Annotated in this window: 27 protein-coding genes; 15 read left to right on the plus strand and 12 right to left on the minus strand. The window is 62.8% G+C overall.

What is annotated here, in order from left to right; genetic code table 11:
* The 6 genes from ACTIE1_RS09095 to ACTIE1_RS09120 all read left to right on the plus strand — a co-directional run.
* The coding region (locus ACTIE1_RS09095) for a PhnD/SsuA/transferrin family substrate-binding protein (RefSeq protein WP_439563346.1) at positions 1-365 on the plus strand (365 nt) is incomplete at its 5' end.
* An 85-nt stretch (positions 366-450) separates the two neighbouring features.
* The gene (gene phnC / locus ACTIE1_RS09100; RefSeq protein WP_439562756.1) at positions 451-1269 is read left to right on the plus strand and encodes a phosphonate ABC transporter ATP-binding protein; all 819 of its coding nucleotides are present in this window, start codon (positions 451-453) and stop codon (positions 1267-1269) included.
* Between the two features lies 1 nt (position 1270).
* A complete protein-coding gene (locus tag ACTIE1_RS09105) occupies positions 1271-1513 on the plus strand; it encodes a hypothetical protein (protein WP_439562757.1) in 243 nt (80 codons plus the stop codon).
* Positions 1514-1597: 84 nt separating this feature from the next.
* Positions 1598-2203 (plus strand): phosphonate ABC transporter, permease protein PhnE, encoded by a 606-nt coding sequence (gene phnE, locus ACTIE1_RS09110; protein WP_439562821.1) that lies wholly within the window; start codon positions 1598-1600, stop codon positions 2201-2203.
* A complete protein-coding gene (gene phnE / locus ACTIE1_RS09115; RefSeq protein ID WP_439562758.1) occupies positions 2200-3057 on the plus strand; it encodes a phosphonate ABC transporter, permease protein PhnE in 858 nt (285 codons plus the stop codon). Before phnE (ACTIE1_RS09110) ends, phnE (ACTIE1_RS09115) begins: the two co-directional genes overlap by 4 nt.
* A gap of 81 nt (positions 3058-3138) precedes the next feature.
* Positions 3139-3771, plus strand: coding sequence for a DapH/DapD/GlmU-related protein (locus ACTIE1_RS09120; RefSeq protein ID WP_439562759.1), 633 nt, complete (start codon positions 3139-3141; stop codon positions 3769-3771).
* A 9-nt stretch (positions 3772-3780) separates the two neighbouring features.
* Here ACTIE1_RS09120 and ACTIE1_RS09125 read toward each other — a convergent pair whose 3' ends face one another.
* The 3 genes from ACTIE1_RS09125 to phnF all read right to left on the minus strand — a co-directional run bounded on the left by ACTIE1_RS09125 (position 3781) and on the right by phnF (position 6302).
* Positions 3781-4329: an NUDIX domain-containing protein gene (locus tag ACTIE1_RS09125; RefSeq protein ID WP_439562760.1), complete on the minus strand. Its 549-nt coding sequence runs from the start codon at positions 4327-4329 to the stop codon at positions 3781-3783.
* 7 nt (positions 4330-4336) lie between these two features.
* Positions 4337-5518, minus strand: coding sequence for an alpha-D-ribose 1-methylphosphonate 5-triphosphate diphosphatase (locus ACTIE1_RS09130; protein WP_439562761.1), 1182 nt, complete (start codon positions 5516-5518; stop codon positions 4337-4339).
* 76 nt (positions 5519-5594) lie between these two features.
* A complete protein-coding gene (gene phnF / locus ACTIE1_RS09135; protein WP_439562762.1) occupies positions 5595-6302 on the minus strand; it encodes a phosphonate metabolism transcriptional regulator PhnF in 708 nt (235 codons plus the stop codon).
* Positions 6303-6391: 89 nt separating this feature from the next.
* Between phnF and phnG the strand changes: the two genes are divergently transcribed.
* From phnG to phnN, 7 genes are all read left to right on the plus strand, one after another.
* Complete coding sequence (gene phnG, locus ACTIE1_RS09140; protein ID WP_439562763.1) at positions 6392-6832, plus strand: phosphonate C-P lyase system protein PhnG; 441 nt, start codon at positions 6392-6394, stop codon at positions 6830-6832.
* On the plus strand, positions 6829-7395 hold the full coding sequence (phnH, locus tag ACTIE1_RS09145) for a phosphonate C-P lyase system protein PhnH (protein ID WP_439563347.1): 567 nt from the start codon (positions 6829-6831) through the stop codon (positions 7393-7395). Before phnG ends, phnH begins: the two co-directional genes overlap by 4 nt.
* Complete coding sequence (locus ACTIE1_RS09150; RefSeq protein WP_439562765.1) at positions 7395-8495, plus strand: carbon-phosphorus lyase complex subunit PhnI; 1101 nt, start codon at positions 7395-7397, stop codon at positions 8493-8495. Before phnH ends, ACTIE1_RS09150 begins: the two co-directional genes overlap by 1 nt.
* A gap of 81 nt (positions 8496-8576) precedes the next feature.
* Positions 8577-9428, plus strand: coding sequence for an alpha-D-ribose 1-methylphosphonate 5-phosphate C-P-lyase PhnJ (locus ACTIE1_RS09155; protein ID WP_439562766.1), 852 nt, complete (start codon positions 8577-8579; stop codon positions 9426-9428).
* Positions 9425-10195: a phosphonate C-P lyase system protein PhnK gene (gene phnK, locus ACTIE1_RS09160; RefSeq protein WP_439562767.1), complete on the plus strand. Its 771-nt coding sequence runs from the start codon at positions 9425-9427 to the stop codon at positions 10193-10195. Before ACTIE1_RS09155 ends, phnK begins: the two co-directional genes overlap by 4 nt.
* Before the next feature lie 60 nt (positions 10196-10255).
* Positions 10256-10942, plus strand: a complete 687-nt coding sequence (phnL, locus tag ACTIE1_RS09165; RefSeq protein WP_439562768.1) for a phosphonate C-P lyase system protein PhnL — start codon at positions 10256-10258, stop codon at positions 10940-10942.
* Positions 10939-11499, plus strand: a complete 561-nt coding sequence (phnN, locus tag ACTIE1_RS09170) for a phosphonate metabolism protein/1,5-bisphosphokinase (PRPP-forming) PhnN (RefSeq protein WP_439562769.1) — start codon at positions 10939-10941, stop codon at positions 11497-11499. Before phnL ends, phnN begins: the two co-directional genes overlap by 4 nt.
* Here the strand turns inward: phnN and ACTIE1_RS09175 are convergent.
* Positions 11474-12154: a DUF1045 domain-containing protein gene (locus ACTIE1_RS09175; protein ID WP_439562770.1), complete on the minus strand. Its 681-nt coding sequence runs from the start codon at positions 12152-12154 to the stop codon at positions 11474-11476. The two genes, phnN and ACTIE1_RS09175, sit on opposite strands and share 26 nt — an antisense overlap.
* Positions 12155-12234: 80 nt before the next feature.
* On the opposite strand from ACTIE1_RS09175, the gene ACTIE1_RS09180 reads away from it, so the two are divergent.
* Positions 12235-13389: an alpha-D-ribose 1-methylphosphonate 5-triphosphate diphosphatase gene (locus ACTIE1_RS09180; RefSeq protein ID WP_439562771.1), complete on the plus strand. Its 1155-nt coding sequence runs from the start codon at positions 12235-12237 to the stop codon at positions 13387-13389.
* A 562-nt stretch (positions 13390-13951) separates the two neighbouring features.
* Here the strand turns inward: ACTIE1_RS09180 and acuI are convergent.
* From acuI to ACTIE1_RS09195, 3 genes are read right to left on the minus strand one after another with little or no spacing between them, the layout of a single operon-like run.
* A complete protein-coding gene (gene acuI / locus ACTIE1_RS09185; RefSeq protein WP_439562772.1) occupies positions 13952-14944 on the minus strand; it encodes an acryloyl-CoA reductase in 993 nt (330 codons plus the stop codon).
* A gap of 21 nt (positions 14945-14965) precedes the next feature.
* Positions 14966-15613 carry a DUF1326 domain-containing protein gene (locus ACTIE1_RS09190; protein ID WP_439562773.1) on the minus strand — a complete coding sequence of 216 codons (648 nt, stop codon included), beginning with the start codon at positions 15611-15613 and terminating at the stop codon, positions 14966-14968.
* Positions 15610-16386: a DUF2182 domain-containing protein gene (locus ACTIE1_RS09195; protein WP_439563348.1), complete on the minus strand. Its 777-nt coding sequence runs from the start codon at positions 16384-16386 to the stop codon at positions 15610-15612. Before ACTIE1_RS09195 ends, ACTIE1_RS09190 begins: the two co-directional genes overlap by 4 nt.
* A 133-nt stretch (positions 16387-16519) precedes the next feature.
* Here ACTIE1_RS09195 and ACTIE1_RS09200 point away from each other — a divergent pair, with 133 nt between their 5' ends.
* On the plus strand, positions 16520-17251 hold the full coding sequence (locus tag ACTIE1_RS09200) for a FadR/GntR family transcriptional regulator (protein WP_439562775.1): 732 nt from the start codon (positions 16520-16522) through the stop codon (positions 17249-17251).
* Between the two features lie 195 nt (positions 17252-17446).
* Here ACTIE1_RS09200 and ACTIE1_RS09205 read toward each other — a convergent pair whose 3' ends face one another.
* The 5 genes from ACTIE1_RS09205 to ACTIE1_RS09225 are packed head-to-tail and all read right to left on the minus strand — an operon-like array spanning position 17447 to position 21980.
* A complete protein-coding gene (locus ACTIE1_RS09205) occupies positions 17447-18181 on the minus strand; it encodes a GntR family transcriptional regulator (RefSeq protein WP_439562776.1) in 735 nt (244 codons plus the stop codon).
* Complete coding sequence (locus ACTIE1_RS09210; RefSeq protein WP_439562777.1) at positions 18178-19065, minus strand: N-acetylmuramic acid 6-phosphate etherase; 888 nt, start codon at positions 19063-19065, stop codon at positions 18178-18180. The genes ACTIE1_RS09205 and ACTIE1_RS09210 overlap by 4 nt, the downstream gene beginning before the upstream one ends.
* A 35-nt stretch (positions 19066-19100) precedes the next feature.
* The gene (locus ACTIE1_RS09215; protein ID WP_439562778.1) at positions 19101-20102 is read right to left on the minus strand and encodes an ABC transporter ATP-binding protein; all 1002 of its coding nucleotides are present in this window, start codon (positions 20100-20102) and stop codon (positions 19101-19103) included.
* Between the two features lie 19 nt (positions 20103-20121).
* Positions 20122-21147: a Gfo/Idh/MocA family protein gene (locus tag ACTIE1_RS09220; protein WP_439562779.1), complete on the minus strand. Its 1026-nt coding sequence runs from the start codon at positions 21145-21147 to the stop codon at positions 20122-20124.
* Positions 21144-21980 carry a carbohydrate ABC transporter permease gene (locus ACTIE1_RS09225; RefSeq protein ID WP_439562780.1) on the minus strand — a complete coding sequence of 279 codons (837 nt, stop codon included), beginning with the start codon at positions 21978-21980 and terminating at the stop codon, positions 21144-21146. The genes ACTIE1_RS09220 and ACTIE1_RS09225 overlap by 4 nt, the downstream gene beginning before the upstream one ends.
* Between the last annotated feature and the right edge of the window lies 1 nt (position 21981).

A 21981-nucleotide genomic window follows, 5' to 3' on the forward strand; every position in this document is an offset into this window, starting at 1 on the left:
TCGCCGTTCTGAATGGCCAGTATGATGCTGGCGTTACCTGGACTTCGCTGATGGGCGAGCAATCCGAGGGCTACACCCGTGGCAACCTGCGTCGTATGGTCGATAACGGCCTGCTGGACATGAACGACATCCGCATCGTGTGGGAATCGAACCTGATCCCGAATGGCCCGACCGTATTTCGCAACGACCTGCCGGAAGAAGCCCGTGAACTGGCGGTTGCAGGAATGCTGGATATGAAAGAAAGCGACCCCGCTTGCTATGCCGACACCGTGGGCGGCGAAGGCAACGGTTACGCCGAAGTCGACCATTCCTTCTATGAAGGCATTGTGTCCATGCGTGAAGCCGAACTCGCGGGCTCGCGCTGAACGCTATCCCCGAACCTGCGCAGGCTCTTGCGGTTGCAAGGGCCTGCCCCTTTTTCGCGGCCCCGCCGCTGACAGGAGAGACCCCATGCTGGAATTCAAGGGACTGACCAAACAGTTCAACAGCACCGTTGCCGTCAAACCCGCAACCTTCACCATCCCTGACGGGCAGATGGTGGGTATTATCGGGCGGTCGGGCGCGGGCAAATCCACGCTTTTGCGTATGATCAACCGCCTGAACGAACCATCGGGCGGGCAGATGCTGTTTCAGGGGCGCGACATTACCGCGCTGAAGGGGCGCGAGTTGCGCCAGTGGCGCAATGAATGCGCGATGGTGTTTCAGCAATTCAACCTTGTGGGCCGCCTGAACGTGCTGACCAATGTCATGTCGGGGCGGCTGTTCCATCATGGGTTCGCCTCCTCGATGCTGGGGATATTCACCGCCAAGGAACGCGCATTCGCCATTCGCGCGCTGGACCGGCTGGGCATGGCGCATGTGGCACTGCAACAGACCGACACTTTGTCGGGCGGGCAGATGCAGCGTGTGGCCATCGCGCGCGCACTGGTGCAGGAACCGCGCATCATGCTGGCTGATGAGCCCATCGCCAGCCTTGACCCGCTGAACGCCAAGGTGGTGATGGACGCACTGCGCGCCATCAACCGCGAAGACGGGCTGACGGTCATTTGCAACCTGCACACGCTGGATACCGCGCGCCAGTATTGCGACCGTATCATCGGCATGCAGGATGGCGTCATCGTCTTTGACGGCACGCCCAAGGATCTGACCGACCGCGCGGCGCGCGAGATTTACGGCGCCGAAGCCGAAGAGGCGTTTTCCGAAGCCATGACATCAACTGCCCTGCGCCCGAAGCCCGCTGCGCAGCCCGAAGCGCGTGTGGTGAACTGATATGGCCAGCATAACAACAAACGGGCCGGACCACGGCGAGGGCCGCGACCCCGTCACCGTATTTGAACGCCACCGCGCCCAGATGATCCGCGACCGCATGGTCGTCAACGTCACGCTGGGGGTGCTGTTTCTGGCCTTTCTGGCATGGTCGGTCTGGATTTCGCGCTTCACGCCTGACCGGCTGGCAACGGGCATTCCGCGCATATTTGAATATTTCGGCACTGTCATGCCCGCGCTGCAATGAGATCTCCTGTTCGAGGCCCGCAACGCGGAAGGCCGCTTTCCTGCCGGATCAATCGGGTATTGGTATAATGATTTCTGGAAATACCTGCGCCTGATCTGGGAAACCATCCTGATGGCGCTGACGGCCACGATACTGGCCACGGGGCTGGCGGTGGTGCTGTCGTTTCTGGCGGCACGCAATTGCACACCCTTTCCATGGATAGGTGCAGCGGCGCGGCGGTTTCTGGAATTCTGCCGCGGGGTTCCCGAAATCCTGTTTGCGCTGATTTTGGTGTTTGCTGTGGGTATCGGCCCGCTGGCCGGTGTGCTGGCCATCACCATTCACGCCACAGGCGCGCTGGGCAAGCTGTTTTCGGAAGTGAATGAAAACGCCTCCATGCGGCCGGTGGATGGCATCAAGGCTGTGGGCGGGTCGTGGTTTGAACAGATGCGCTATGGCATCCTGCCGCAAGTGCTGCCGAATTTCACATCCTATGCGCTGTGGCGGTTTGAAATCAACGTGCGGGCATCCGCCGTGGTGGGGTTTGTGGGGGCAGGCGGCATTGGCGCCGAACTTAGCCACACCATCAGCTTTTATTCCGATGACCGCGTCACGGCCGTGCTGCTGCTGGTGGTGTTGACGGTGACGGCAATCGACCTGCTGTCTGAACGCGCGCGCCATGCGCTGATCGGCAAGGAGTCCCTGAAATGAGCACATTGACATTCCATGCGATATCCGACGCCGATATCGCCGCCGCGCGCAAACGCCACCCCAAAGCCTTCGGCGACAGGTTTGCCACCACGCTGAAGGCCGCCAGCTGGGCCTTTATCGTGGTCTATCTTGTCTGGTCGCTTGGCTTTTTCGAGATTGGCAAGCTGCTGAATGCCTCCGACAGGGCGTGGGCGCTGATCACGCGCATGGTCGTCTGGCAGGATATGGCCACATGGCAATATGCCAATATCTACAAGGGCATTGCCCAGACCATTGCCATGGCGTTCCTTGGCACACTTCTGGGCACAATCCTGGCGCTGGGGCTGGCCTTCTTTGCGGCGCGCAACACCATGCCGGTGGGGGTGATCCGCCATGCAGTTCGCCGGATGCTGGATGTGTTCCGCGGGATCGACCAGATTGTCTGGGGGCTGGTTTTCGTGCGCGCCGTGGGGCTGGGGCCGCTTGCAGGTGTGCTGGCGATCTTTATCTCGGATACCGGAAATCTGGCCAAACTCTATTCCGAGGCGATCGAGAATATCGACCGCAAACAGGTTGAAGGCGTGCGCGCGACCGGGGCCGATACAGGGCGGATCATCCGCTATGGCTACCTGCCGCAGATTTTGCCGGTGTTCATATCGCTGTCACTGTATTCGTTTGAATCCTCGACCCGGTCGGCGACCATTCTGGGGCTTGTGGGGGCAGGCGGGATCGGCATGATCATCATTGAACGGTTTCGCGCGGGGCTGTTTGATCAGGTGGCGTTTGTGGTTCTGAATGTGCTGGTGGTGATCGCGGTGATCGACTGGGGGTCGGGGCTGATCCGCAAGCGGTTCATCGGCGAGCGCGGGCACTGAGACAGGCCGATGCGCCAGTTTTCCCCGCCGGTGCCTCCGGCGGGGATATTTTTGCCAGAATGAAAACGGGGGTCGGAAAAGATGACACGGCAGCTTTCGCCTGATGGGGCGCTGATCCATCCCGATTGCAGGATTACCGGCAGCCATTTGGGCGCGTTTACCGAAATCGGGGCGGGCACGGTTTTGTCCAACAGCGCTATGGGGGATTACACTTATTGCGCGCGGGGGTGTGATATTGCCAATGCGACAATCGGCAAGTTCGTCAATATTGCGGCCAATGTCCGGATTGGCCCGACAGACCACCCGATGGACCGCGCCAGCCTGCATCATTTTCTGTACCGCTCTGACATGTATTGGCCGGATGCGGCCCCGGATGATGCGTTTTTCGCCAGGCGCGCGGCACGGCGTGTCACCATTGGCCATGATGTCTGGATCGGGCATGGCGCGATTATCCGCCCCGATGTCAGTATTGGAAACGGCGCGGTCGTGGGGGCGGGGGCGGTGGTCACGCGTGATGTGGCCCCCTATACGGTGGTGGTGGGGGTCCCCGCCGAGAAGCTGCGCCGCCGTTTCCCCAAGCAGATCGCGCGCAGGCTGACGGAACTGGCCTGGTGGGACTGGGACCATGACCGCCTGCGCATGGCACTGGCTGATTTCCGCCATCTGGAGATCGAGGCGTTTCTGGCGAAATACGAGGATGTGACGCTGCATTGACGCAGGGCGTCAGGCGTCCACGGACTGGTCTGATAACTTGCCCAGAAACCGTTCCAGATTGGGGTCCGTATCTTCGAGGGGCGCATCATTGAACGCGAACCAGCGCATGGTCCGGTATTCGCGCGCGTCATAATCGGGCAGTCTGTCCGCATCGCCCTTCAGGGCATACCACAGGCAGACATCTTCATGCGGATTTGCCCCGATGGTTTCCGAGATTGTCAGGAACAGGGGGGCGGGGTGCAGGAACTGCGCGGGTCTGCGCAATTCCTCCTGGCATTCGCGTGCCACTGTGTCGCGCGGGTGTTCGTCCGGTTCCACATGCCCGCCCGGCGGCAGCCACAACCCCGAGGAGATATGATCGCCCAGCAGGATATGGCCCCCATCCACCACTGGAAAATAGCTGACCAGATGCATGGGCGGGGTTGCGGGCGGGGCCGTGCGGCATAATGGCTGGCCCGATTGCACCCAGCGGCGTGCGCGGTCCAGATGGTCGTATTCCAGCAGGTCAACCGGCTGGATCATGCGCAATTCGGCTTTGATGATGGCGGCATATGTCATTGACGCGCTACTGTGCCGCAATCGCAAGGCGCGGACCAGCCCGAACAAGACGCGCGGCCGCCTGTGCGCTGGCATAAGTGATCTGGCCGTTGGCGATTGTGGCTTCGATCCGGCGGGTGTTGGGGTTCATCACGACCAGATCGGCACGCGCGCCGGGGATCAGGCGGCCACGGTCGGCCAGTCCCATGATGCTGGCAGGGCGGGTTGAGATCATTTCCCATGCATGCGCGAAGCTTAACGCGCGGGCATCGGCAATGGCCCATGCGGCTTGCGCCAGTGCAGGGACGTAGTAATCCGAGATCAGCGCATCGCACAGCCCGTCCTCGAGTAGTTCCATCGCGGCGATATTGCCCGATTGCGAACCGCCACGCACAATATTGGGCGCGCCCATCAGCACAGGCTCGCCTGCGGCGCGCGCGGCTTGTGCGGCCTCCAGACTGGTGGGGAATTCGCAGACCTGTGCGCCGATCCCGCGATAGAAGGCGCGGGTGGTCGCATCCGGATCGTCATGTGACCCAAGCGTGACACCATGCGCGCGCAGATCTGCAGCAAGACCTGCCAGAAAGGCGGGGATGTCGGGATCGGCCTGTTTGGCGGCGCGCACGATGGCCAGCAGCGCATCAGGGTCATGGCCGTTCTGCGCGGCCCATGTGGCAAAGCGCGCGGGTTTCGTGTCGGCCATTTCCAGTGCTTCGGGCAGGTGGTTGTTGAAGACAATGTAATCCAGATGATAGGCGCGCACCGTAGCCATCAGCGCGGCATGATCATCGGGCATATGGGTTTCGAACCGCAACTGGATGCGGATGTCGCTGCCCAGCCGGTGGGCAATCTGGCGCCGTGCTTCCAGCAGGGCCACGGCCTCATCCGGGGATCGAGAGCCGCCTTCCCATGACCAGCTTTGCGCGAACCACGCCGTTGTAACCCCGTTTCCGGCCAGTTCTGCATCGGCGGCCTGAAGCGCGTGGCGTTTGTCAAAGGGCGCGGTCGGGCGCGGGCGTATGTGGCGTTCGAACCCGTCGCCATGCAGGTCGATAATGCCGGGCAGCAGCCAGTAGCCGGACAGGTCGACATCATGGGTGGTGCTGTCGGGATGGCCGAAGGTGGTGCCGTTCAGTGTCAGGTCACAATCTTCCAGTGTGGAATCGCACAGTGCCAGTGCGCCGGTGAAACGGATATTCAGATTTTGCATTCACAGCATCCCTTCGTGTTTTGGCGCCAGATACTGCAAGCATGTTGCACTTCCATGACAGGAACGCATGCGATGGCTAGTCCAGCACCAGTTCGATGCGCGCGCCGACAAAATAGGTGCGCCCGAATTCGACAGGGGTTTGCGTCGGGCCGATATTGACGGATTCGGACAGGATCAGGGCATCGCCGGTATCGATCTGCAAATGGCGGGCCTGCACGGGGTTGGCATTATGGCCGGTCAGGCGGGTTGATTTGCGGGTGTAGTCACTGACGCCAACCTGCGCCAGTGCCGCCGTCACGGACCCATGCGCGCGCAATGCCGCACCAAGCGCGGGAAAGCGGGTGGCGCAGAAACACGACCGCGCCAGGGACACGGGCAGATCATCGGCAAAACTGATGGATTCGGCCACATGAACGGGGGCGGCGGGGTCCAGCCCCAGTGCCCGCGCTTCTGCGTCAGTGGCGGCCTGAACCCCAAGATGCAGCCACCGCCGAGAGGGCGTGCGCCCCGCCGATAGCAGGTTCTGGCGAAACCGCGTGCGTGTGCCGATCTGGTAGGGGACGGGGGTCGCGCGCACGAACACACCCGCCCCGCGCCGCGATTGCACCAGCCCCTCATCGGACAGCTGCGACAGCGCACGCCGGATGGTGTGGCGGTTTACATCGAAGCGCTGCGCCAGTTCCGCCTCGGTGGGCAGGCGCGCGCCGGCGCGCCATGCGCCCTGTGCGATTTCGGTGCGCAGGGTGTCGCATATGCTTTGCCACAGGGCCGCAGGTTTGGTCATGTCGTGAAACTTTCATAAAAATCCTTTTGAATATAGCGCATAAAGGTTGTATTTGTCTAGTTGTCTAGAACAGATCGAAAGCTCAGACCATGATTGTTGATTCCCTTGCCCGCCGTGATTGGATGGGCCTGATTGCGCGTGCGCCGCTGGCGCGGCTGGAGGCGCTTTGGCCTGATGATCCGCCTGCCTTCACATGGCTGCGCGCGCCCGAGATAGGCGCGATGATGGTGCAGGGCCGTGCTGGCGCGGTTGGTGCCGCGTTCAATCTGGGTGAAGTGACTGTCACGCGCGCCTCGATCCGGCTGGGATGTGGGACTGTGGGGCATGCGCTGGTGCAGGGGCGCAGCCCGCGCAAGGCCGAACGCGCGGCGTTGCTGGACGCGCTGTTGCAGACAGCGGCAGGGGCGGGGCTGCATGCGCAGGTGCTGGGTCCGTTAAAGGATGCCGAATGCCGCGATGCCGACACAAGCGCCCGTCGCGCGGCGGCCACCAAGGTTGATTTCTTCACAATGGCACGGGGGGACGCATGAGTGTGCATCTGACAGCCGGTTTCAACGACCCCGCCCGCGATGGTGCGCGGGCCTTCCGGCAGGTGCTGGATGCAATGGCGCATCCGGGCCGGATTGTAACGCTGGGCGGGCTGGATGTGCCTGCCCCCTGTTCGCCCGCAGCCGCAATTGTGTTGCTGACACTGGCGGACGCCACGACACCGCTGCATCTGGCGGGCGCATATGATTGCGCGGCCCTGCGCGACTGGGTGGCCTTCCATCTGGGCGCGCCGCTGGTCGGGCCTGCGGATGCGGGGTTTGCGCTGGGCACATGGGATGCGCTTGGCCCGCTTGCGGCCTATCCGCAAGGCAGTGCCGAATACCCAGACCGGTCGGCCACATTGATCGTTGAAATGGACGCATTGGACAATGACGGCGCGCGCCTGACAGGCCCCGGCATTGAAACGCAGGCGTTCTTGTCGCTGCCGGATGCGGGGGCGCTGGCGGATAACGCGGCGCGCTTTCCTTTGGGGCTGGATTTGTTGCTGACCTGCGGCCAGCGCCTTGCCGCCCTGCCGCGTTCCACAAAAATAGGGGGCTGCTGATGTATGTTGCGGTAAAAGGCGGCGAGCGTGCGATCGAGCACGCGCATGACTGGCTGGCACAGGCGCGGCGCGGGGATTTGGGCGTGCCCGATCTGGGGGTGGCGCAGATCCGCGAACAACTGGCGCTGGCTGTTGACCGTGTCATGGCCGAAGGGTCGCTGCATGATCCGGATCTGGCTGCACTGGCGCTGAAACAGGCGCGCGGCGATGTGATCGAGGCGGTTTTTCTGATCCGCGCGTTCCGCACCACCCTGCCGCGCTTTGGTTCAAGCGTGCCGGTGGATACGGGCGATATGCAGATCATCCGCCGGATCTCGGCCACCTATAAGGATGCACCGGGCGGGCAGGTGCTGGGGCCGACATTTGATTACACGCACCGTTTGCTGGATTTTGATCTGGCGGGTGATGCCGCACCCGCGCCCGTGGCCGAAGCAGATGCCGGCCCCCGGCGCGTGCCGCATATCCTGTCCCATCTGGGCGAGGAGGGGCTGATGCAGCCCGAACCCGACCCCGCCGCCGACGCGGAGGGCGCGCCGGACGTGCCGGACCTGACACGCGCGCCGCTGGAATTTCCCGCCAGCAGGCCCTTGCGATTGCAGGCGTTGACGCGCGCGGATGAAGGGTTCTTGCTGTCGCTGGCCTATTCCACACAGCGCGGCTACGGGCGCAACCACGCATTCGTGGGCGAATTGCGCATCGGGCATGTGCGGGTTGCAGCGCATTTGCCGGAACTGGGGTTCGATATTGAATTTGCCGATATCATGGTGACGGAATGTGAAACCGTGAACCAGTTTCAGGGGTCGAAAACCCAGCCTGCGCAATTTACCCGCGGCTACGGGCTGGTGTTCGGCCAGTCGGAACGCAAGGCGATTTCGATGGCGCTGGTGGACCGTGCGCTGCGGGCGCGTGAACTGGGCGAGGATAGTGCCGATGCCCCCGCCCAGGACGAGGAATTCGTGCTGTCGCATTGCGACAATATCCAGTCCAGCGGTTTTCTGGAGCATATCAAGCTGCCCCATTACGTGGATTTTCAGGCCGAACTGGAACTGATCCGCAAGCTGCGCCGCGACGCAGGTACCGCGCGCGAGGCTGCACAATGACCCAATGTGGTGCCAGCCGCGCGCGCCCTTGCGTCGCCCACCCACCCACCCGCTCGCAAGGGCGCGCAGGAGGACAAACCGATGACCGCCTATAATTTTGCCTATCTGGATGAAGCCACCAAACGCATGTTGCGCCGCGCCATCCTGAAAGCCGTGGCCATTCCCGGCTATCAGGTGCCGTTTTCAAGCCGCGAAATGCCCATGCCCTATGGCTGGGGCACAGGCGGGGTGCAGGTGACTGCTGCCTGTCTGGTGCCCGAAGACACGCTGAAAGTCATTGATCAGGGCGCGGATGACACGACCAATGCCGTCTCCATCCGCAAGTTTTTCCAGCGTGTCGCGGATGTGGCCGTGACCGAACGCACAGCGCAGGCCAGCATCATCCAGACCCGCCACCGCATTCCCGAAACACCGCTGCAAGCGGGGCAGATTCTGGTGTTTCAGGTGCCCATACCCGAACCCTTGCGGTTTCTGGAACCCCGGGAGGTGGAAACCCGCGTGATGCATGCGCTGGAAGATTACGGGCTGATGCAGGTGCGCCTGTATGAGGATATTGCCCGTCATGGCGAGATTGCGCGCGCCTATGCCTATCCGGTGCGGGTCGAGGGGCGCTATATCATGGACCCGTCGCCCATTCCGAAATTCGACAACCCCAAGCTGGACAACTCGCCCGCGCTGCAGCTGTTCGGGGCAGGGCGCGAATGCCGTATCTATGCCCTGCCACCCTTCACCCGCGTCGAAAGTCTGGATTTCGACGACTACCCTTTTGCCGCGACCAAGGCTGCGGGACAGTCCTGCGCGCTGTGCGGATCAACCGTGTCCTATCTGGACGAGGTGATCACCGATGATGCGGGCGGGCGGATGTTCGTGTGCTCGGACACCGATTATTGCGCGGCCCGCGTGGCCGCAGGCAGCACGGAGGATGCGGCATGACGCCCCTTTTGCAAGTTGAGAACCTAAGCAAGCATTACGGCGCATATCTGGGCTGCGGGGATGTGTCCTTCGACCTTTGGCCCGGCGAGGTGATGGGCATTGTCGGCGAAAGCGGGTCGGGTAAATCCACGTTGCTGAACTGTCTGGCAGGCCATCTGCCCCCCGATGCGGGCCGCGTGTTGTTTGACACGCGCGCGCACGGCCCGCGCGATATACTGGCCATGAGCGAGGCCGAGCGCCGCTGGCTGGCGCGCACGGATTGGGCCTTCGTGCACCAGAACCCGCGCGACGGGCTGCGCATGAATGTCAGCGCGGGCGGCAATGTGGGCGAACGGCTGATGGCTGTGGGCGCGCGCCATTACGGTGATATCCGCGCACAGGCAAGTGACTGGCTGGAACGTGTCGAAATTGATGTGGGCCGCGTCGATGACCGCCCGCGCGCCTTTTCCGGCGGCATGCAGCAACGGCTGCAAATCGCGCGCAATCTGGTGACAGGGCCGCGGCTGGTGTTCATGGACGAACCCACGGGCGGGCTTGATGTCAGTGTGCAGGCGCGGCTGCTGGATCTGCTGCGCGGGCTGGTGCGCAAACTGGGGCTGTCGGCGGTGATTGTCACGCATGATCTGGCCGTGGTGCGGTTGCTGGCCGACCGGCTGATGGTGATGAAGGACGGGCGCGTGGTCGAACAGGGCCTGACCGATCAGGTGCTTGATGACCCGCAGCATGCCTATACGCAGCTTCTGGTCAGTTCGGTGCTGCAGGTCTGACGCCTTGCGCTGGTCGCAATGGCGCAGTGAGTATTTTTGGCAAGATGAAGGGGTCGGGGCATGATCGAGATTGCAGGCGTGGGCAAGCGGTTTGTTTTGCACAATCAGGGCGGCGTTGCGTTGCCGGTGATGGAGGGGGCCGCCTTGCGTGTTCAGGGGGGCGAATGCGTTGCCCTGACAGGGGCATCAGGCGCGGGGAAATCAACCCTGATGCGCATGATCTGGGGCAATTACCGCTGTGATACGGGGTCCATCCGTGTCGCGGGGGTGGAATTGTGCCGCGCGGAGCCGCGCGCGGTGCTGGAATTGCGGCGCGGCACATTGGGCTATGTCAGCCAGTTCCTGCGGGTGATCCCGCGTGTGCCCACATTGCGGATCGTGGCCGAGCCGTTACTGGTGCAGGGCATGCAGGAAGAGGCAGCGCTGGCGCGTGCGCAAGCCTTGCTGGCACGGCTGAACATTCCCGCGCCGCTGTGGTCGCTGTCGCCCACGACATTTTCAGGCGGCGAGCAGCAGCGCGTCAATATTGCGCGCGGGTTCATTCAGGACTGGCCGGTCATGTTGCTGGATGAACCCACAGCCAGCCTTGATGCGGCCAACCGCGCGGTTGTGCTGGACCTGATCTTGCAGGCCAAGGCGCGCGGTGCGGCCATTCTGGGGATCTTCCATGACGCCGATGCCCGCGCCGCAGTGTGTGACCGAGAGGTGGATGTGACAGGTTTCACACCCGCAAGGGTGAGCGCATGAGCGGGGGGCATGGCGGGCGCGGGCTGCTGGTGGCGGTTGTGGGCCCGTCAGGTGTGGGCAAGGACACGCTGATTGCGGAACTGGCACGCGCGCGCCCTGACATTTCCGTGGCGCAGCGCATCATAACGCGTGCCGCAGATGCGGGGGGCGAGGATCATCAGGCGGTGTCGGACGCCCTGTTTGATGCGAAGCTGGCCATGGGGCGTTTCGCATTCCATTGGGGGGCGCATGGTTTGCGCTATGCGATACCCGCCAGCATTGACGCCGATCTGGCGCAGGGGCGGGTGGTTGTGTTCAACGGGTCGCGCAAGGCGCTGCAGGGGATTGCGGCGGCCTATCCGCAACTGATGGTGCTGATGATCACGGCCCCGCCCGAAATGCTGGCCCAACGGTTGCGCGCGCGGGGCCGTGAAGGGGCGCGCGAAATCGCTGCACGCCTGAAGCGCGCCGAACTGGCGCCGCCTGCGGGCGCTGTGGTTGTCATGAATGACAGCACTGTCGAGGCGGCAGTGGCGCAGATGCTGGCCGCGATCACCCGCGCATCGCAAAACGCGTAAGCAGATGAAACCGCCCGTCCCCCCCTTCGCCAAAGACGCACAGCGCATCCAGATGGTGGTCCTGCGCAAGTGCGGGGTCAAACCATGCATGGGCGGCGCGCAGGGCATCGGCCATCTGCGCGGGCGCGCATTTGCCACTCAGGGTGATATGAAAGCGGAATTCATCCATGACATAGGGATACCCCCAGCGCAGCAGCAATGCGTCCTGACGCGCGCTCAGTCCGGCCTTGCGGCGGCGGGCAAGGTCATGGTCGGTCAGCGCCGCGCGATAGGGGTCCAGTTCCTGCACGATCCGCGCGGCGGCATCGGTCAGCGCGCGGGGTTGCGCGTCCGGCACAATCGCCAGAAACCCGTCCATCGGGCGCAACTGCAACCGGCCCAAGGGAACAGGGTCCATGTCAGCCGCAAGGGTTTCGACGGCCTTCAGAAACGCGGGAACGGGGCAGGCAAGGCGCATGGGCGGTGTCAATGTGCCATGCAGGCCGTATTTGCGCGGTGTCTCGGTCAGGGTTGCAAGATCAAGCCCCAGATCAGGATGTGGCACAGCGCGGCCCTGAGCAGCATCCCAGCCCAGCCAGGCGGCGCCGGCGCGCGCAAAAACGCTGTCCGCAGCGGGGGTGTAGTAGATGGCGAAGCGCTGAAAATCTGCCGGCATAATCCCGTCCTTTCTGGTGATGGCCCTGAATGGCACAGGGGTGTGACAAAACGATTACGCATAATTCAAGGACTGCAAAAATGACAGAGCTTGTACTGGCGAATGCCCGCCTTGTGTTACCCGACAGGGTCTGCGCGGGCAGTATTGTCATCCGTGACGGGCAGATCGCCGCGCTGGACACGGGAACGCACACGGGCACGCACCTGCCCGCAGGGGCGGTGGATTGCGATGGCGATCTGATTGCGCCGGGGTTGATCGAACTGCATACCGACAATCTGGAACGGCATCTGGCCCCGCGTCCCGGTGTGGACTGGCCGCACGCCGCCGCCGTGATTGCGCATGACCGCGAACTGGCGGGCACGGGCATAACGACTGTGTATGACGCGCTGCGTATCGGTTCGCTTGTGGGGCAGGATATGCGGGGGCGGGGGCGCTATGCGCGGGCACTGGCCAGCGAATTGCTGGACATGCGCGATGCGGGGGCGCTGTCCATCAGCCATTTCCTGCATCTGCGCGCCGAGATCTGTTCGCAAACCCTGCTGGATGAACTGGATGAATTCGGCCCCACCGACAGGGTTGGTATTGTCAGCCTGATGGACCATACGCCCGGCCAGCGGCAATTTGCGGACCTTGCGCAGTTGCGAACCTATATGCGCGGAAAATACGGCATGGATGATGCGGCATTCGAGGCGCATGTGACGCGGCAGCAGGCGCTTGGCGAACAGGTGCGCGCCCCGCACGAGGCTGCGGTTGTCGCCGCCGCGCGGCGCTATGGTGCGACACTGGCCAGCCATGATGACACCACCACTGCGCAGGTGGCGGCCTCGGCGGGGCATGGGGTACGACTGGCGGAATTTCCCACCACGCTGGCGGCGGCTGATGCGTGCCACAGCCACGGGATTGCCGTGATGATGGGCGCGCCCAACCTGATCCGTGGCGGGTCGCATTCGGGCAATGTGGCGGCACGGGATCTGGCAGATGCGGGCCGGCTGGATATCCTGTCATCGGATTATGTGCCGGCTGCGCTGCTGCTGGGCGCTGTGCGTCTGGGGCAGGGGTGCGGGGATCTGGCGCGCGGCTTTGCTGCGGTCACGCAGGCCCCTGCGCGCGCGGCGGGGCTGAATGATCGCGGGGCGCTGCGCGAAGGGTTGCGCGCCGACCTGATCCGCGTGGCGCTGCCTGCGGCAGTCCCGATGCTGCGCGCGGTCTGGGTGCGGGGCGAGCGCGTGGCGTGACGGGGACCTCTCACGCCGAAGGACCATGCCTCCTACTATCAATCTAACCTTCCGGCATTCATGCAAATAACGTCTTGATCACGAAAGATGAAACGGCCCACAGGGTTCCCTGGGGCCGTCCATTGGCACGACGAATTGCTCTTAGAAAAAGGAGTATGATTTCCAGAGCGAGGCATCGCCACGGTCTTTCCTCATAATCCCCGAGCGCCTCAGCAAGACGTCTGATCATTCGGTCGCTGGGTCGGGGAAACCAAAATCAACACAACGTCACGTTGTTATGACTTTATTATGCTATCCGGTATCCTCCGGACATAACACCCAATTTGCGAACCAAGAGTAGCCGCCCTTGGCCAACTGCCGATGATTTCACCATCACCCCTTACAAGGCGCTCCGTTTGCGCGGCTACACAATCGTCCTAAGTCAGGGGAAACAAAAACAGCCTTCAAGGCGATGCTCCTATCTCCCCCGTCGAATCGAGAGTAAATTGTACATAGCACATAGCGGCGTATAAATCAAATTCTTGTATGTGGCGGGGTCTCGGGCGCAGAATGGGCTATGAGATCAGCCGTTCACATCCACCACCACACGCCCCTTGACCTGGCCTTTCAATATCTCTGCGCCCAAGCGCGGCAGGTCGGCCAGTGTGGCGGGCTGGACCATTGTGTCCAGCTTGTCCATGGGCAGGTCGCGCGCGATCCGGCCCCATGCGCGCAGGCGGTTGTCATAGGGCTGCATCACGGAATCGATCCCCAACAGGTTGACGCCGCGCAGCAGGAACGGCACGACCGTTGCAGGCAGTCCCGCACCCCCCGCCAGCCCCACGGCCGACACCGATGCGCCGTATTTCATTTGCCCCAGCACCCGCGCCAGCATTGCGCCACCAACAGCATCGACGCAGCCCGCCCATATCTCGGATTCCAGCGGGCGCTTGACGGTCTCGTTGATCTCCTCGCGTGCGACGATCTGGCTGGCGCCAAGGCTGCGCAGGTAATCTGCGGTTTCCGGACGTCCGGTCACGGCGGCCACCTCATGGCCCAAGGCGGCCAGAATGGCCACCGCGACAGACCCCACCCCGCCCGCAGCGCCCGTCACCAGCACCGGACCGTTGCCCGCCTTTAGCCCGTGATCTTCCAGCGCAATGACCGCCAGCATGGCCGTGAACCCCGCCGTGCCCACTGCCATCGCCTGTCGTGTGTCCAGCCCGTCCGGCAGCGGCACCAGCCAGTCGGCCTTCACGCGGGCCTTTTGCGCGTAGCCGCCCCAATGCGCCTCGCCCACGCGCCAGCCGGTCAGAACGACCTTGTCGCCGGGGCTGTAGCGCGGATCCTCCGATGCCTCGACCGTGCCCGCAAAATCGATGCCCGGCACATGGGGGTAGTTGCGCACCAGCCCGCCCCCCGGTCCGATGCACAGCCCGTCCTTGTAGTTCACGGTCGAATACTCCACGGCAACGGTCACATCGCCCGCGGGCAGCTGGTCTTCGGTGATCTGCTGCACGCTGGCACGGGTTTTGCCATCGTCGTTCTTTTCGACAACCAATGCGTTGAAACTCATGATGCTCTCCTGTTTTTTGGGTTAGCGGCCGGGGCCGTGCCAGTCGATCTGGCAGATTTCGGCACTGCGGCCATCAAAATCCCAGACGCGGCCAAAGGCACGCACGCGCCCCTTTGTGGCGGTGGCAACCGTTATGTCAGGCCCCATCCAGTATTCGGTATTGGTGACGACAATATCGCGGTCCGGGTCCGCGCCGCGCACTGGCACGACTTCGCCCTGAATTTTCTTGCCCACCATCAGGCGGCGTTTGTCGCCGTCATTTTCATAGCTGACTGGCGCGCGTTCGGCGCCCAGAAATTCACTGACCAACATGCCGAACAGCCCTGTTGTGCCACGTGCCGCGCCCGAAAAGATGTTGACCAGCGCGTCATAGGCCCCGTCTGTGGCGCGGTCGTCAATGAACGCCGCCGCCTGCCAGTTGCCGCGCGCCATCAACCCCGGAATTTCCAGAAGCAGCCCGACATTCAGTCCTGACAGGTCGTCATCGCCGTAATGGCCGCTGTCAATCCGCACCCCCGCCCATGCCTGACAATAGCCTTCGGTGGGCGCGTGTTTGCCCAGACTGACCACACAGGGGCAAAACACGGTGCAGTTGCAGTTCAGGATCAATTCGCCCTTGATCGCCCATGGCACAGTGCCAAGGGCAGGTTTTTCCAGTGTCTCGCTCATGTCCATCCTCCCAGTTCAAGAATTACGACTGCCCAGCCAAGTGCCATCAGCCCGTACCCGAGTGGCCGCGTCAGGACCGCGCCAATTGCGGGCAGTTTTTCCAGCATCATCAGCACCATCGCGCCGCCCATCCACAGCAGGTTCATGGTGCCGCCCACGAAGGCCAGCGCCATCAGCGCCCAGCAACACCCCAGACAGACCGCGCCCAGCCGCAGCCCCATGCGCAAGGGGCCGTCATGCCAGTATTGTATGAAAAATGTCAGCGGGTGGCGGCATTTGGCCAAACAGCTGTCCTTCAATGTTGAAAATTGATAAGCGCCAGCCCCCGCCAGCAGCAGCGCGGTCAGCCATATGTTCACGCTTTCGCCCAACGGGTTCAGCAAACCCGCCCCCGCCAACGCCAGTTGTGCCACTGTCGCCAGCGCCGCAAAGCCCAGCCAGACCGCCAGATACCCCGACAGCAGTGCGCCGAACCCCGCGCCGCGTCCGGTCTGCACCAGATCATCCCATGTCGCCAGTGCAGGCAGCGCAGTGGGTGCCATCATCGCCGCCGACATGACGGCCCACATCAAGAAGATATTCGGTGCCCCTGCCAGCCCCGGTTCAATCCGGCACAGGGCCTGCCAGAATTCCGCGCCATACAGGTTGGCCGCCGCAACCAGATCGGGGGGCAATTGCATCGCATATAGCGTCCCCCATGCCAGCGCGATCAGGGTGTAAAACCCCAGCCAGTGTGGTGCCCGCATTCTTCGTAAACTGGACGCAAGCTGCATGAAAACCTGCCCTTCATCTGGCATGCGGCATCTTGGGGGTTGGCTGGCCTTGTGGCATCCTATATGTAAGACATATCAGGCGGTTGGCGATGTAGCAAATGGTAATTGTCTGACATATGTGAAGGGTGCGCAGGTGAAAACCGATCTGGACAGCGAACGCGACTATTCCCAACAGATTGCGCAGACCATCCGCGATGCAATCATTTCGGGCGATTTGCCGGTGGACGGGCGCTTGCCGTCGGAATCCGATCTGGCCACGCGGTTCAATGTGTCCCGCCCCACAGTGCGCGAGGCGCTGAAACGGCTGGCCGCGCAAAACCTGATCCGGACGCGGCGCGGTGCCACGGGCGGGGCGTTCGTCAACCGGCTGAGTTTCGCGCAGGCGCAAGAACATATGGTCACAACGGCGACGTTGCTTTTGTCCATGAACGCGGTTGATTTTGAAACCGCTGTCGAGGCGCGCTTCGCCCTTGAACGCGCCTGTGTGCCGCTGGCTTGCATGCGGCGCACACCCGCGCATCTGGCCGGCCTGCGCGCCGAAATCGCGCGTCAGGGAACAGACGGTCTGTCGGATGAGGATTTCTGCGCCTCTGATGTGGCGTTTCACCGCGCGCTTGTGGATGCGGCGGGCAATCCGGTGTTGTCATGGCATCTGGCGGGCGCGGTAGAAGCGATGCAACCGCTGATGAACATGATCACTTTCACCGCAAGGTCGCGCGCGCGCATCATTGCGCTGCATGAAGGGCTGACCCATGCCCTTGATGCGGGCGAAACGCCGCCCGCACTTGCTGCCCTAGACGCGCTTGCGGCTTATACGCTGGAACTGGGTAGTGAAATCCGTGCGCGGCGCGGCGCAAGGCGGTAAGGGGACGTTTGGGAAATGCCACGGTGCGGAATCAAGGCCGCGGTCCGCCGCACCATCGGCGGGCCGCAGCCTGCCGGTTTGGCTGATGGCAGGCTAATCCTTGAAAGTCGGAGTAGGCCGCCTGCATAAAGTGAACTCCACCCACGCCGGAGCGGCATACCCCGGCCCACCGATGGCGCGGGCTCCCACCCGATCTCAGATCTCGCGCAATTCGCTGACAAAATCATAGCGGTCCCCGCGATAGGCCGATCTGGTGAGTTCAACCATGGTCCCATCTGCCAGATAGCCGCGCCGTTCAATCCGCAACACAGCCGCCCCGCCGGGCACGCCAAGGTGCTGCGCCTCATCTTCTGACGCAAGCGAGGCGGTCACCCGCTGAAGCCCTGTGACAGGCTTGCTGCCCACGGCATCAAGCGCGGCATAAAGTGAATCCGCAACACTGTCATGGTCGGGCAGATAGGCTTCGGGAATGATCGCATGTTCCAGCGCCAGCGGCTCGCCATTGGCGGTGCGAATGCGCCGGAACCGTTTGACGCGGGCATTTACTGCCAGCCCGAAGGCAATCACTTCGTCAGGCGATGCCGTGTCGGTCGATTTCTCCAGCCAGACCGACCCTGCCACCAGCCCGCGCCTGCGCAGATCCTCGGAAAACCCCGCCAGCAGCGAGGACGGCTGTTCGATACGCGGCGCTATATAGGTGCCCGACCCGTGTTTGCGCGACAGCACGCCTTCGCGCATCAACAGATCGATTGCCTTGCGCACCGTGACGCGCGACACGGCCATGCGTTCGGCAATGTCGCGCTCGGATGGCAGGGCATCGCCTACGGCAAATTCCCCCTGCTGGACTTTTTCGCGCAGAATTGCGGCCAGCCGGACATAAATCGGGGTATCCTCGGCGCGCGATGCCAGCAGGTCGTGATGCAATGTCATGACGCGGCCTGCTGTGCGGCCATGGCGTCACGCAATATGCCGCCTGCGCGCGCAAGGGTGTCATCGGCGTTGTCGGGGGTCGCGCCCATAGCGACCAGAACGGCAGGCTTCACCCGCCAGTTGCATGCTTCCAGTGCGGCGGTGGCGGCCTGTGCGGGCACATCGGCAATGCGCTGGACCATGGCTTGTGCGCGGCCCCGCAGCTTGATGTTCTGGGGCCGCATATCGACCATCAGCCCGTCATGCACATGGCCCAGCCGCACCATGATTTGCGTGGAAATCATGTTCAGGACCACCTTTTGCGCCGTGCCTGCCTTCATGCGGGTGGACCCTGCCACCACTTCGGCGCCGGTTTCGGTGACAACCGCATGTTCCGCCGCATCCAGCAGGGGGGTGTCGCCATTGCAGGCAATCCCCACAGTCAGCGCGCCCGCCGCGCGTGCCGCCGTGATCGCGGCCACTGTAAACGGGGTGCGCCCGCTGGCGGCAATGCCGATGACCACATCGCGCGCGTCAATGCCTGCACGCGCCACCTGATCGCGGGCATCATCTGCATCGTCTTCCGCGCCCTCAATACCCAGCTTCAGCGCGGCCTCGCCGCCCGCAATCAGGTAATGCGTGCGCGCATCCGGCCAGTTGAAGGTCGGGCCAAGTTCGGTGCCATCCTGCACGGCAATGCGGATGGACGTGCCTGCCCCCGCATAGACCAGCCGCCCCCCCGCGCGCAGGCGGGGCAGGGCCGCGTCAACCAGTGCCGCCAGCGCGGGCAGGGCAGGGCCAATGCAGGCAATCGCGGCCATCTGGCTTTCCCAGATGGTGCGCAGGGCGGTCAGACTGTCCCAGCGGTCCAGATCACGATAGCGGGGGTCGGAAAATTCGGTCATGCGCAAGGGCCTTTTATGTCGGTTCTGCGGGTTTATCACATGCTCAGGCGCTGTCCATCTGCGCCAAAATGGAACGCGCGGGCCATGTCGGGCGTCACAAACGCGCGGTCATTGACTGCGGCGGCATGTTCACCAAACAGGCGCACGGTAATCAGCCCATGCGGGTCTGCGCGCAGATAGATCAGCGTTTCACCGCCCAGTTGTTCCACATGGCTGATGCGCCCCTCGATCCGGCCCGCATCGCGCGACAGGGTCAGGTGTTCGGGACGAATGCCAAGGCTTTTGCCCGCCTCCCCCAGCGCGGGCGCATTCAGAAAGTTCATCTTGGGCGACCCGATGAAGCCTGCGACAAATTCATTGACGGGGTTTTTATACAGCTCCATCGGCGCGCCAACCTGTTCAATGCGTCCGTCGCGCAACACCACGATCCGGTCGGCCAGTGTCATGGCCTCGACCTGATCATGGGTGACATAGATCATGGTCGCGCCCAATTCGCGGTGCAGATTGGCAATTTCAATGCGGGTTTGCACACGCAGCGCGGCATCCAGATTGGACAATGGTTCGTCAAACAGGAACAGCTTGGGCTTGCGCACGATGGCGCGGCCAATGGCCACGCGCTGGCGCTGCCCGCCTGACAATTCGGCGGGGCGGCGCGTCAGATAGGCGTCCAGATCCAGCATTTTCGCCGCACGGTCCACCGTTTGCGCAATCTGCGCGCGCGGCTGGCCCGCCTGTTTCAGCCCCAGACCCATATTGTCGCGCACGTTCAGGTGCGGATACAGCGCATAGGACTGGAACACCATGGCAATTTCGCGCTGCGATGGCGGGGTCGTGTTGACCACGGTGCCGTCGATCCGAACCTCGCCTGCGGTAATGTCCTCCAGCCCTGCGATCATGCGCAGCAGGGTGGATTTTCCGCAGCCCGAAGGGCCGACAAAGACGCAGAATTCGCCGTCATTCACGCTAAGATCAACGTCGCGGATCACATCGACCGTGCCGAAGGACTTGCAGACTTTATCAAGTGTCAGATTGCCCATCAGGCCCTCCCTCTATTGGTTATGCAATGCGCACGGTCCGGCCCGTGCGCACGCTTTCATCGGCGGCCAGACAGACGGCCACGGACCGCACGGCATCATTGATATGGCGCGACAGGTCGTGATCATCCGTAATGGCGCGCGCCATCGCTGCGGCCTGCAAATCGCACAGCCCCTGATGGCCGGGGCTGTCCTTGAATGTCGTGACCGTTTCACCCTGTCCCGCAGGCGCAAGGATCAGGTGGTCGGCGGCGGTGTGCCCTTCCACATCGGCCGATCCCACGCCTTGGGGCGCGCGCAGGGACACGGCCCCTTGGGGCGAGATCACATCTTTGACAAAATGCGCCGTTTCCGACATCATCGGGCCCCACCCCGCTTCATACCACCCGCAGGACCCGTCTGCGAAAATCACCTGAAAATGCCCGTAATTATACATGTCTGGCGCAATTTCATCTGACAGGCGCAGGCCCATCCCGCGCACTTCCACAGGGGCGGCATCGGTGATCTGGCACATGACATCGACATAATGCACGCCGCAATCCACAATCGGCGGGGTCGATTGCATCAGCGCCTTGTGAATGTCCCATGCCGGCCCGGTAGATCGTTGGTTCAGGTTCAGCCGGAACACATAGGGCGGCCCCATATCGCGCGCCGCCGCAATCAGCGCCACCCATGTCGGATGATGGCGCAGGATATGGCCCACCATCAGCTTGCGCCCTGTGCGCGCGGCAGTGTCGGCCACGGCCTGACACTCGGCCACGCTGGTGGCCAGCGGCTTTTCGACGAACACATGCGCGCCTGCCTCCATGGCCTTGATGGCATAGGCGGCATGGCTGTCGGAATAGGTGGCGATGGCCACCATATCGGGCTTCAGCCGTGCAAGGGTCGCGTCGAAATCGCGGTCGATGTCCAGATGCGACAGCGCATCGGGCAGGACCACATCGGACCGGTTCACCAGCCCCGCGACCTGAAATTCGGGCAGTTTGGCATAGGCCAGCGCATGGCTAAGCCCCATCTGGCCAAGCCCCACAACCAGAACACGGATCATTTCACAGCCCCCTTGGTAATGCCCCGTATCAACTGACGAGAGAAGATCAGATACAGCACCACCACCGGAAAGATTGCCAGCGTCAGCGCCGCCAGAACCGCGTTCCAGTTGGTGACATACTGGCCAAGGAAAATCTGGCTGCCCAGCGTCAGCGTCTTGGTGGCTTCCCCCGGCGCAAGGATCAGCGGGAACCACAAATCATTCCAGATGGGGATCATGGTGAACACGCCCACTGTGGCCAGCGCAGGGCGCACCAGCGGCAGCGCGATGGTAAAGAAGATGCGGTATTCGCTTAGCCCGTCAATGCGCGCGGCATTCTTCAGGTCATCCGACACCTGCCGCATGAATTCCGACAGGATGAACACCGCCAGCGGCAGGCCCTGCGCGGTATATACAAGGACCAGCGCCGTCAGCGTATTGACCAGATTTGCGGCAACCATGATTTCCAGAATGGCCACAGTGCCCAGCCGGATGGGGATCATGATACCAAGCGCCAGATACAGCGCCATCAGCAGATTGCCGCGAAACCGGTATTCGGCCAGCGCAAACGCCGCCATCGCCCCGAACAGCAGCACGAAAAACAGCGATGCCACTGTCACAATCATGGAATTCTGGAAATACAGCAGGAAATTGCCCTGCTCCAACACGGTATGAAAGCCCACCAGATCAAATGTCTCGCGCGTGGGCAGCGACAGCGGGTCGTTGAATATGGCGCGGCGTGATTTCATCGAATTGATGACGATCAGGACCACCGGATACAGTGCCAGAACCGTATAGGCGATCAGGATCGCGTGGGCGGCGGAACTGCGCAGGATATTGGCGCGTGCAGACATG

Source organism: Roseinatronobacter sp., from assembly GCF_051859525.1.
Taxonomy (GTDB): domain Bacteria; phylum Pseudomonadota; class Alphaproteobacteria; order Rhodobacterales; family Rhodobacteraceae; genus Roseinatronobacter.

Excerpts from the sequence above, each read along its gene's own strand:
- ACTIE1_RS09190 (WP_439562773.1), bottom strand. The coding sequence starts at position 15,613 with ATGAGCGAGACACTGGAAAAACCTGCCCTTGGCACTGTGCCATGGGCG.
- ACTIE1_RS09150 (WP_439562765.1), top strand. The coding sequence starts at position 7,395 with ATGTATGTTGCGGTAAAAGGCGGCGAGCGTGCGATCGAGCACGCGCAT.
- phnC (WP_439562756.1), top strand. The coding sequence starts at position 451 with ATGCTGGAATTCAAGGGACTGACCAAACAGTTCAACAGCACCGTTGCC.
- ACTIE1_RS09120 (WP_439562759.1), top strand. The coding sequence starts at position 3,139 with ATGACACGGCAGCTTTCGCCTGATGGGGCGCTGATCCATCCCGATTGC.
- ACTIE1_RS09130 (WP_439562761.1), bottom strand. The coding sequence starts at position 5,518 with ATGCAAAATCTGAATATCCGTTTCACCGGCGCACTGGCACTGTGCGAT.
- ACTIE1_RS09175 (WP_439562770.1), bottom strand. The coding sequence starts at position 12,154 with ATGCCGGCAGATTTTCAGCGCTTCGCCATCTACTACACCCCCGCTGCG.
- ACTIE1_RS09210 (WP_439562777.1), bottom strand. The coding sequence starts at position 19,065 with ATGACCGAATTTTCCGACCCCCGCTATCGTGATCTGGACCGCTGGGAC.
- ACTIE1_RS09225 (WP_439562780.1), bottom strand. The coding sequence starts at position 21,980 with ATGTCTGCACGCGCCAATATCCTGCGCAGTTCCGCCGCCCACGCGATC.
- phnE (WP_439562758.1), top strand. The coding sequence starts at position 2,200 with ATGAGCACATTGACATTCCATGCGATATCCGACGCCGATATCGCCGCC.
- ACTIE1_RS09155 (WP_439562766.1), top strand. The coding sequence starts at position 8,577 with ATGACCGCCTATAATTTTGCCTATCTGGATGAAGCCACCAAACGCATG.
- ACTIE1_RS09195 (WP_439563348.1), bottom strand. The coding sequence starts at position 16,386 with ATGCAGCTTGCGTCCAGTTTACGAAGAATGCGGGCACCACACTGGCTG.
- ACTIE1_RS09125 (WP_439562760.1), bottom strand. The coding sequence starts at position 4,329 with ATGACATATGCCGCCATCATCAAAGCCGAATTGCGCATGATCCAGCCG.
- phnF (WP_439562762.1), bottom strand. The coding sequence starts at position 6,302 with ATGACCAAACCTGCGGCCCTGTGGCAAAGCATATGCGACACCCTGCGC.
- ACTIE1_RS09215 (WP_439562778.1), bottom strand. The coding sequence starts at position 20,102 with ATGGGCAATCTGACACTTGATAAAGTCTGCAAGTCCTTCGGCACGGTC.
- ACTIE1_RS09105 (WP_439562757.1), top strand. The coding sequence starts at position 1,271 with ATGGCCAGCATAACAACAAACGGGCCGGACCACGGCGAGGGCCGCGAC.
- phnG (WP_439562763.1), top strand. The coding sequence starts at position 6,392 with ATGATTGTTGATTCCCTTGCCCGCCGTGATTGGATGGGCCTGATTGCG.
- acuI (WP_439562772.1), bottom strand. The coding sequence starts at position 14,944 with ATGAGTTTCAACGCATTGGTTGTCGAAAAGAACGACGATGGCAAAACC.
- phnL (WP_439562768.1), top strand. The coding sequence starts at position 10,256 with ATGATCGAGATTGCAGGCGTGGGCAAGCGGTTTGTTTTGCACAATCAG.
- phnK (WP_439562767.1), top strand. The coding sequence starts at position 9,425 with ATGACGCCCCTTTTGCAAGTTGAGAACCTAAGCAAGCATTACGGCGCA.
- ACTIE1_RS09205 (WP_439562776.1), bottom strand. The coding sequence starts at position 18,181 with ATGACATTGCATCACGACCTGCTGGCATCGCGCGCCGAGGATACCCCG.
- phnH (WP_439563347.1), top strand. The coding sequence starts at position 6,829 with ATGAGTGTGCATCTGACAGCCGGTTTCAACGACCCCGCCCGCGATGGT.
- ACTIE1_RS09180 (WP_439562771.1), top strand. The coding sequence starts at position 12,235 with ATGACAGAGCTTGTACTGGCGAATGCCCGCCTTGTGTTACCCGACAGG.
- phnN (WP_439562769.1), top strand. The coding sequence starts at position 10,939 with ATGAGCGGGGGGCATGGCGGGCGCGGGCTGCTGGTGGCGGTTGTGGGC.
- ACTIE1_RS09220 (WP_439562779.1), bottom strand. The coding sequence starts at position 21,147 with ATGATCCGTGTTCTGGTTGTGGGGCTTGGCCAGATGGGGCTTAGCCAT.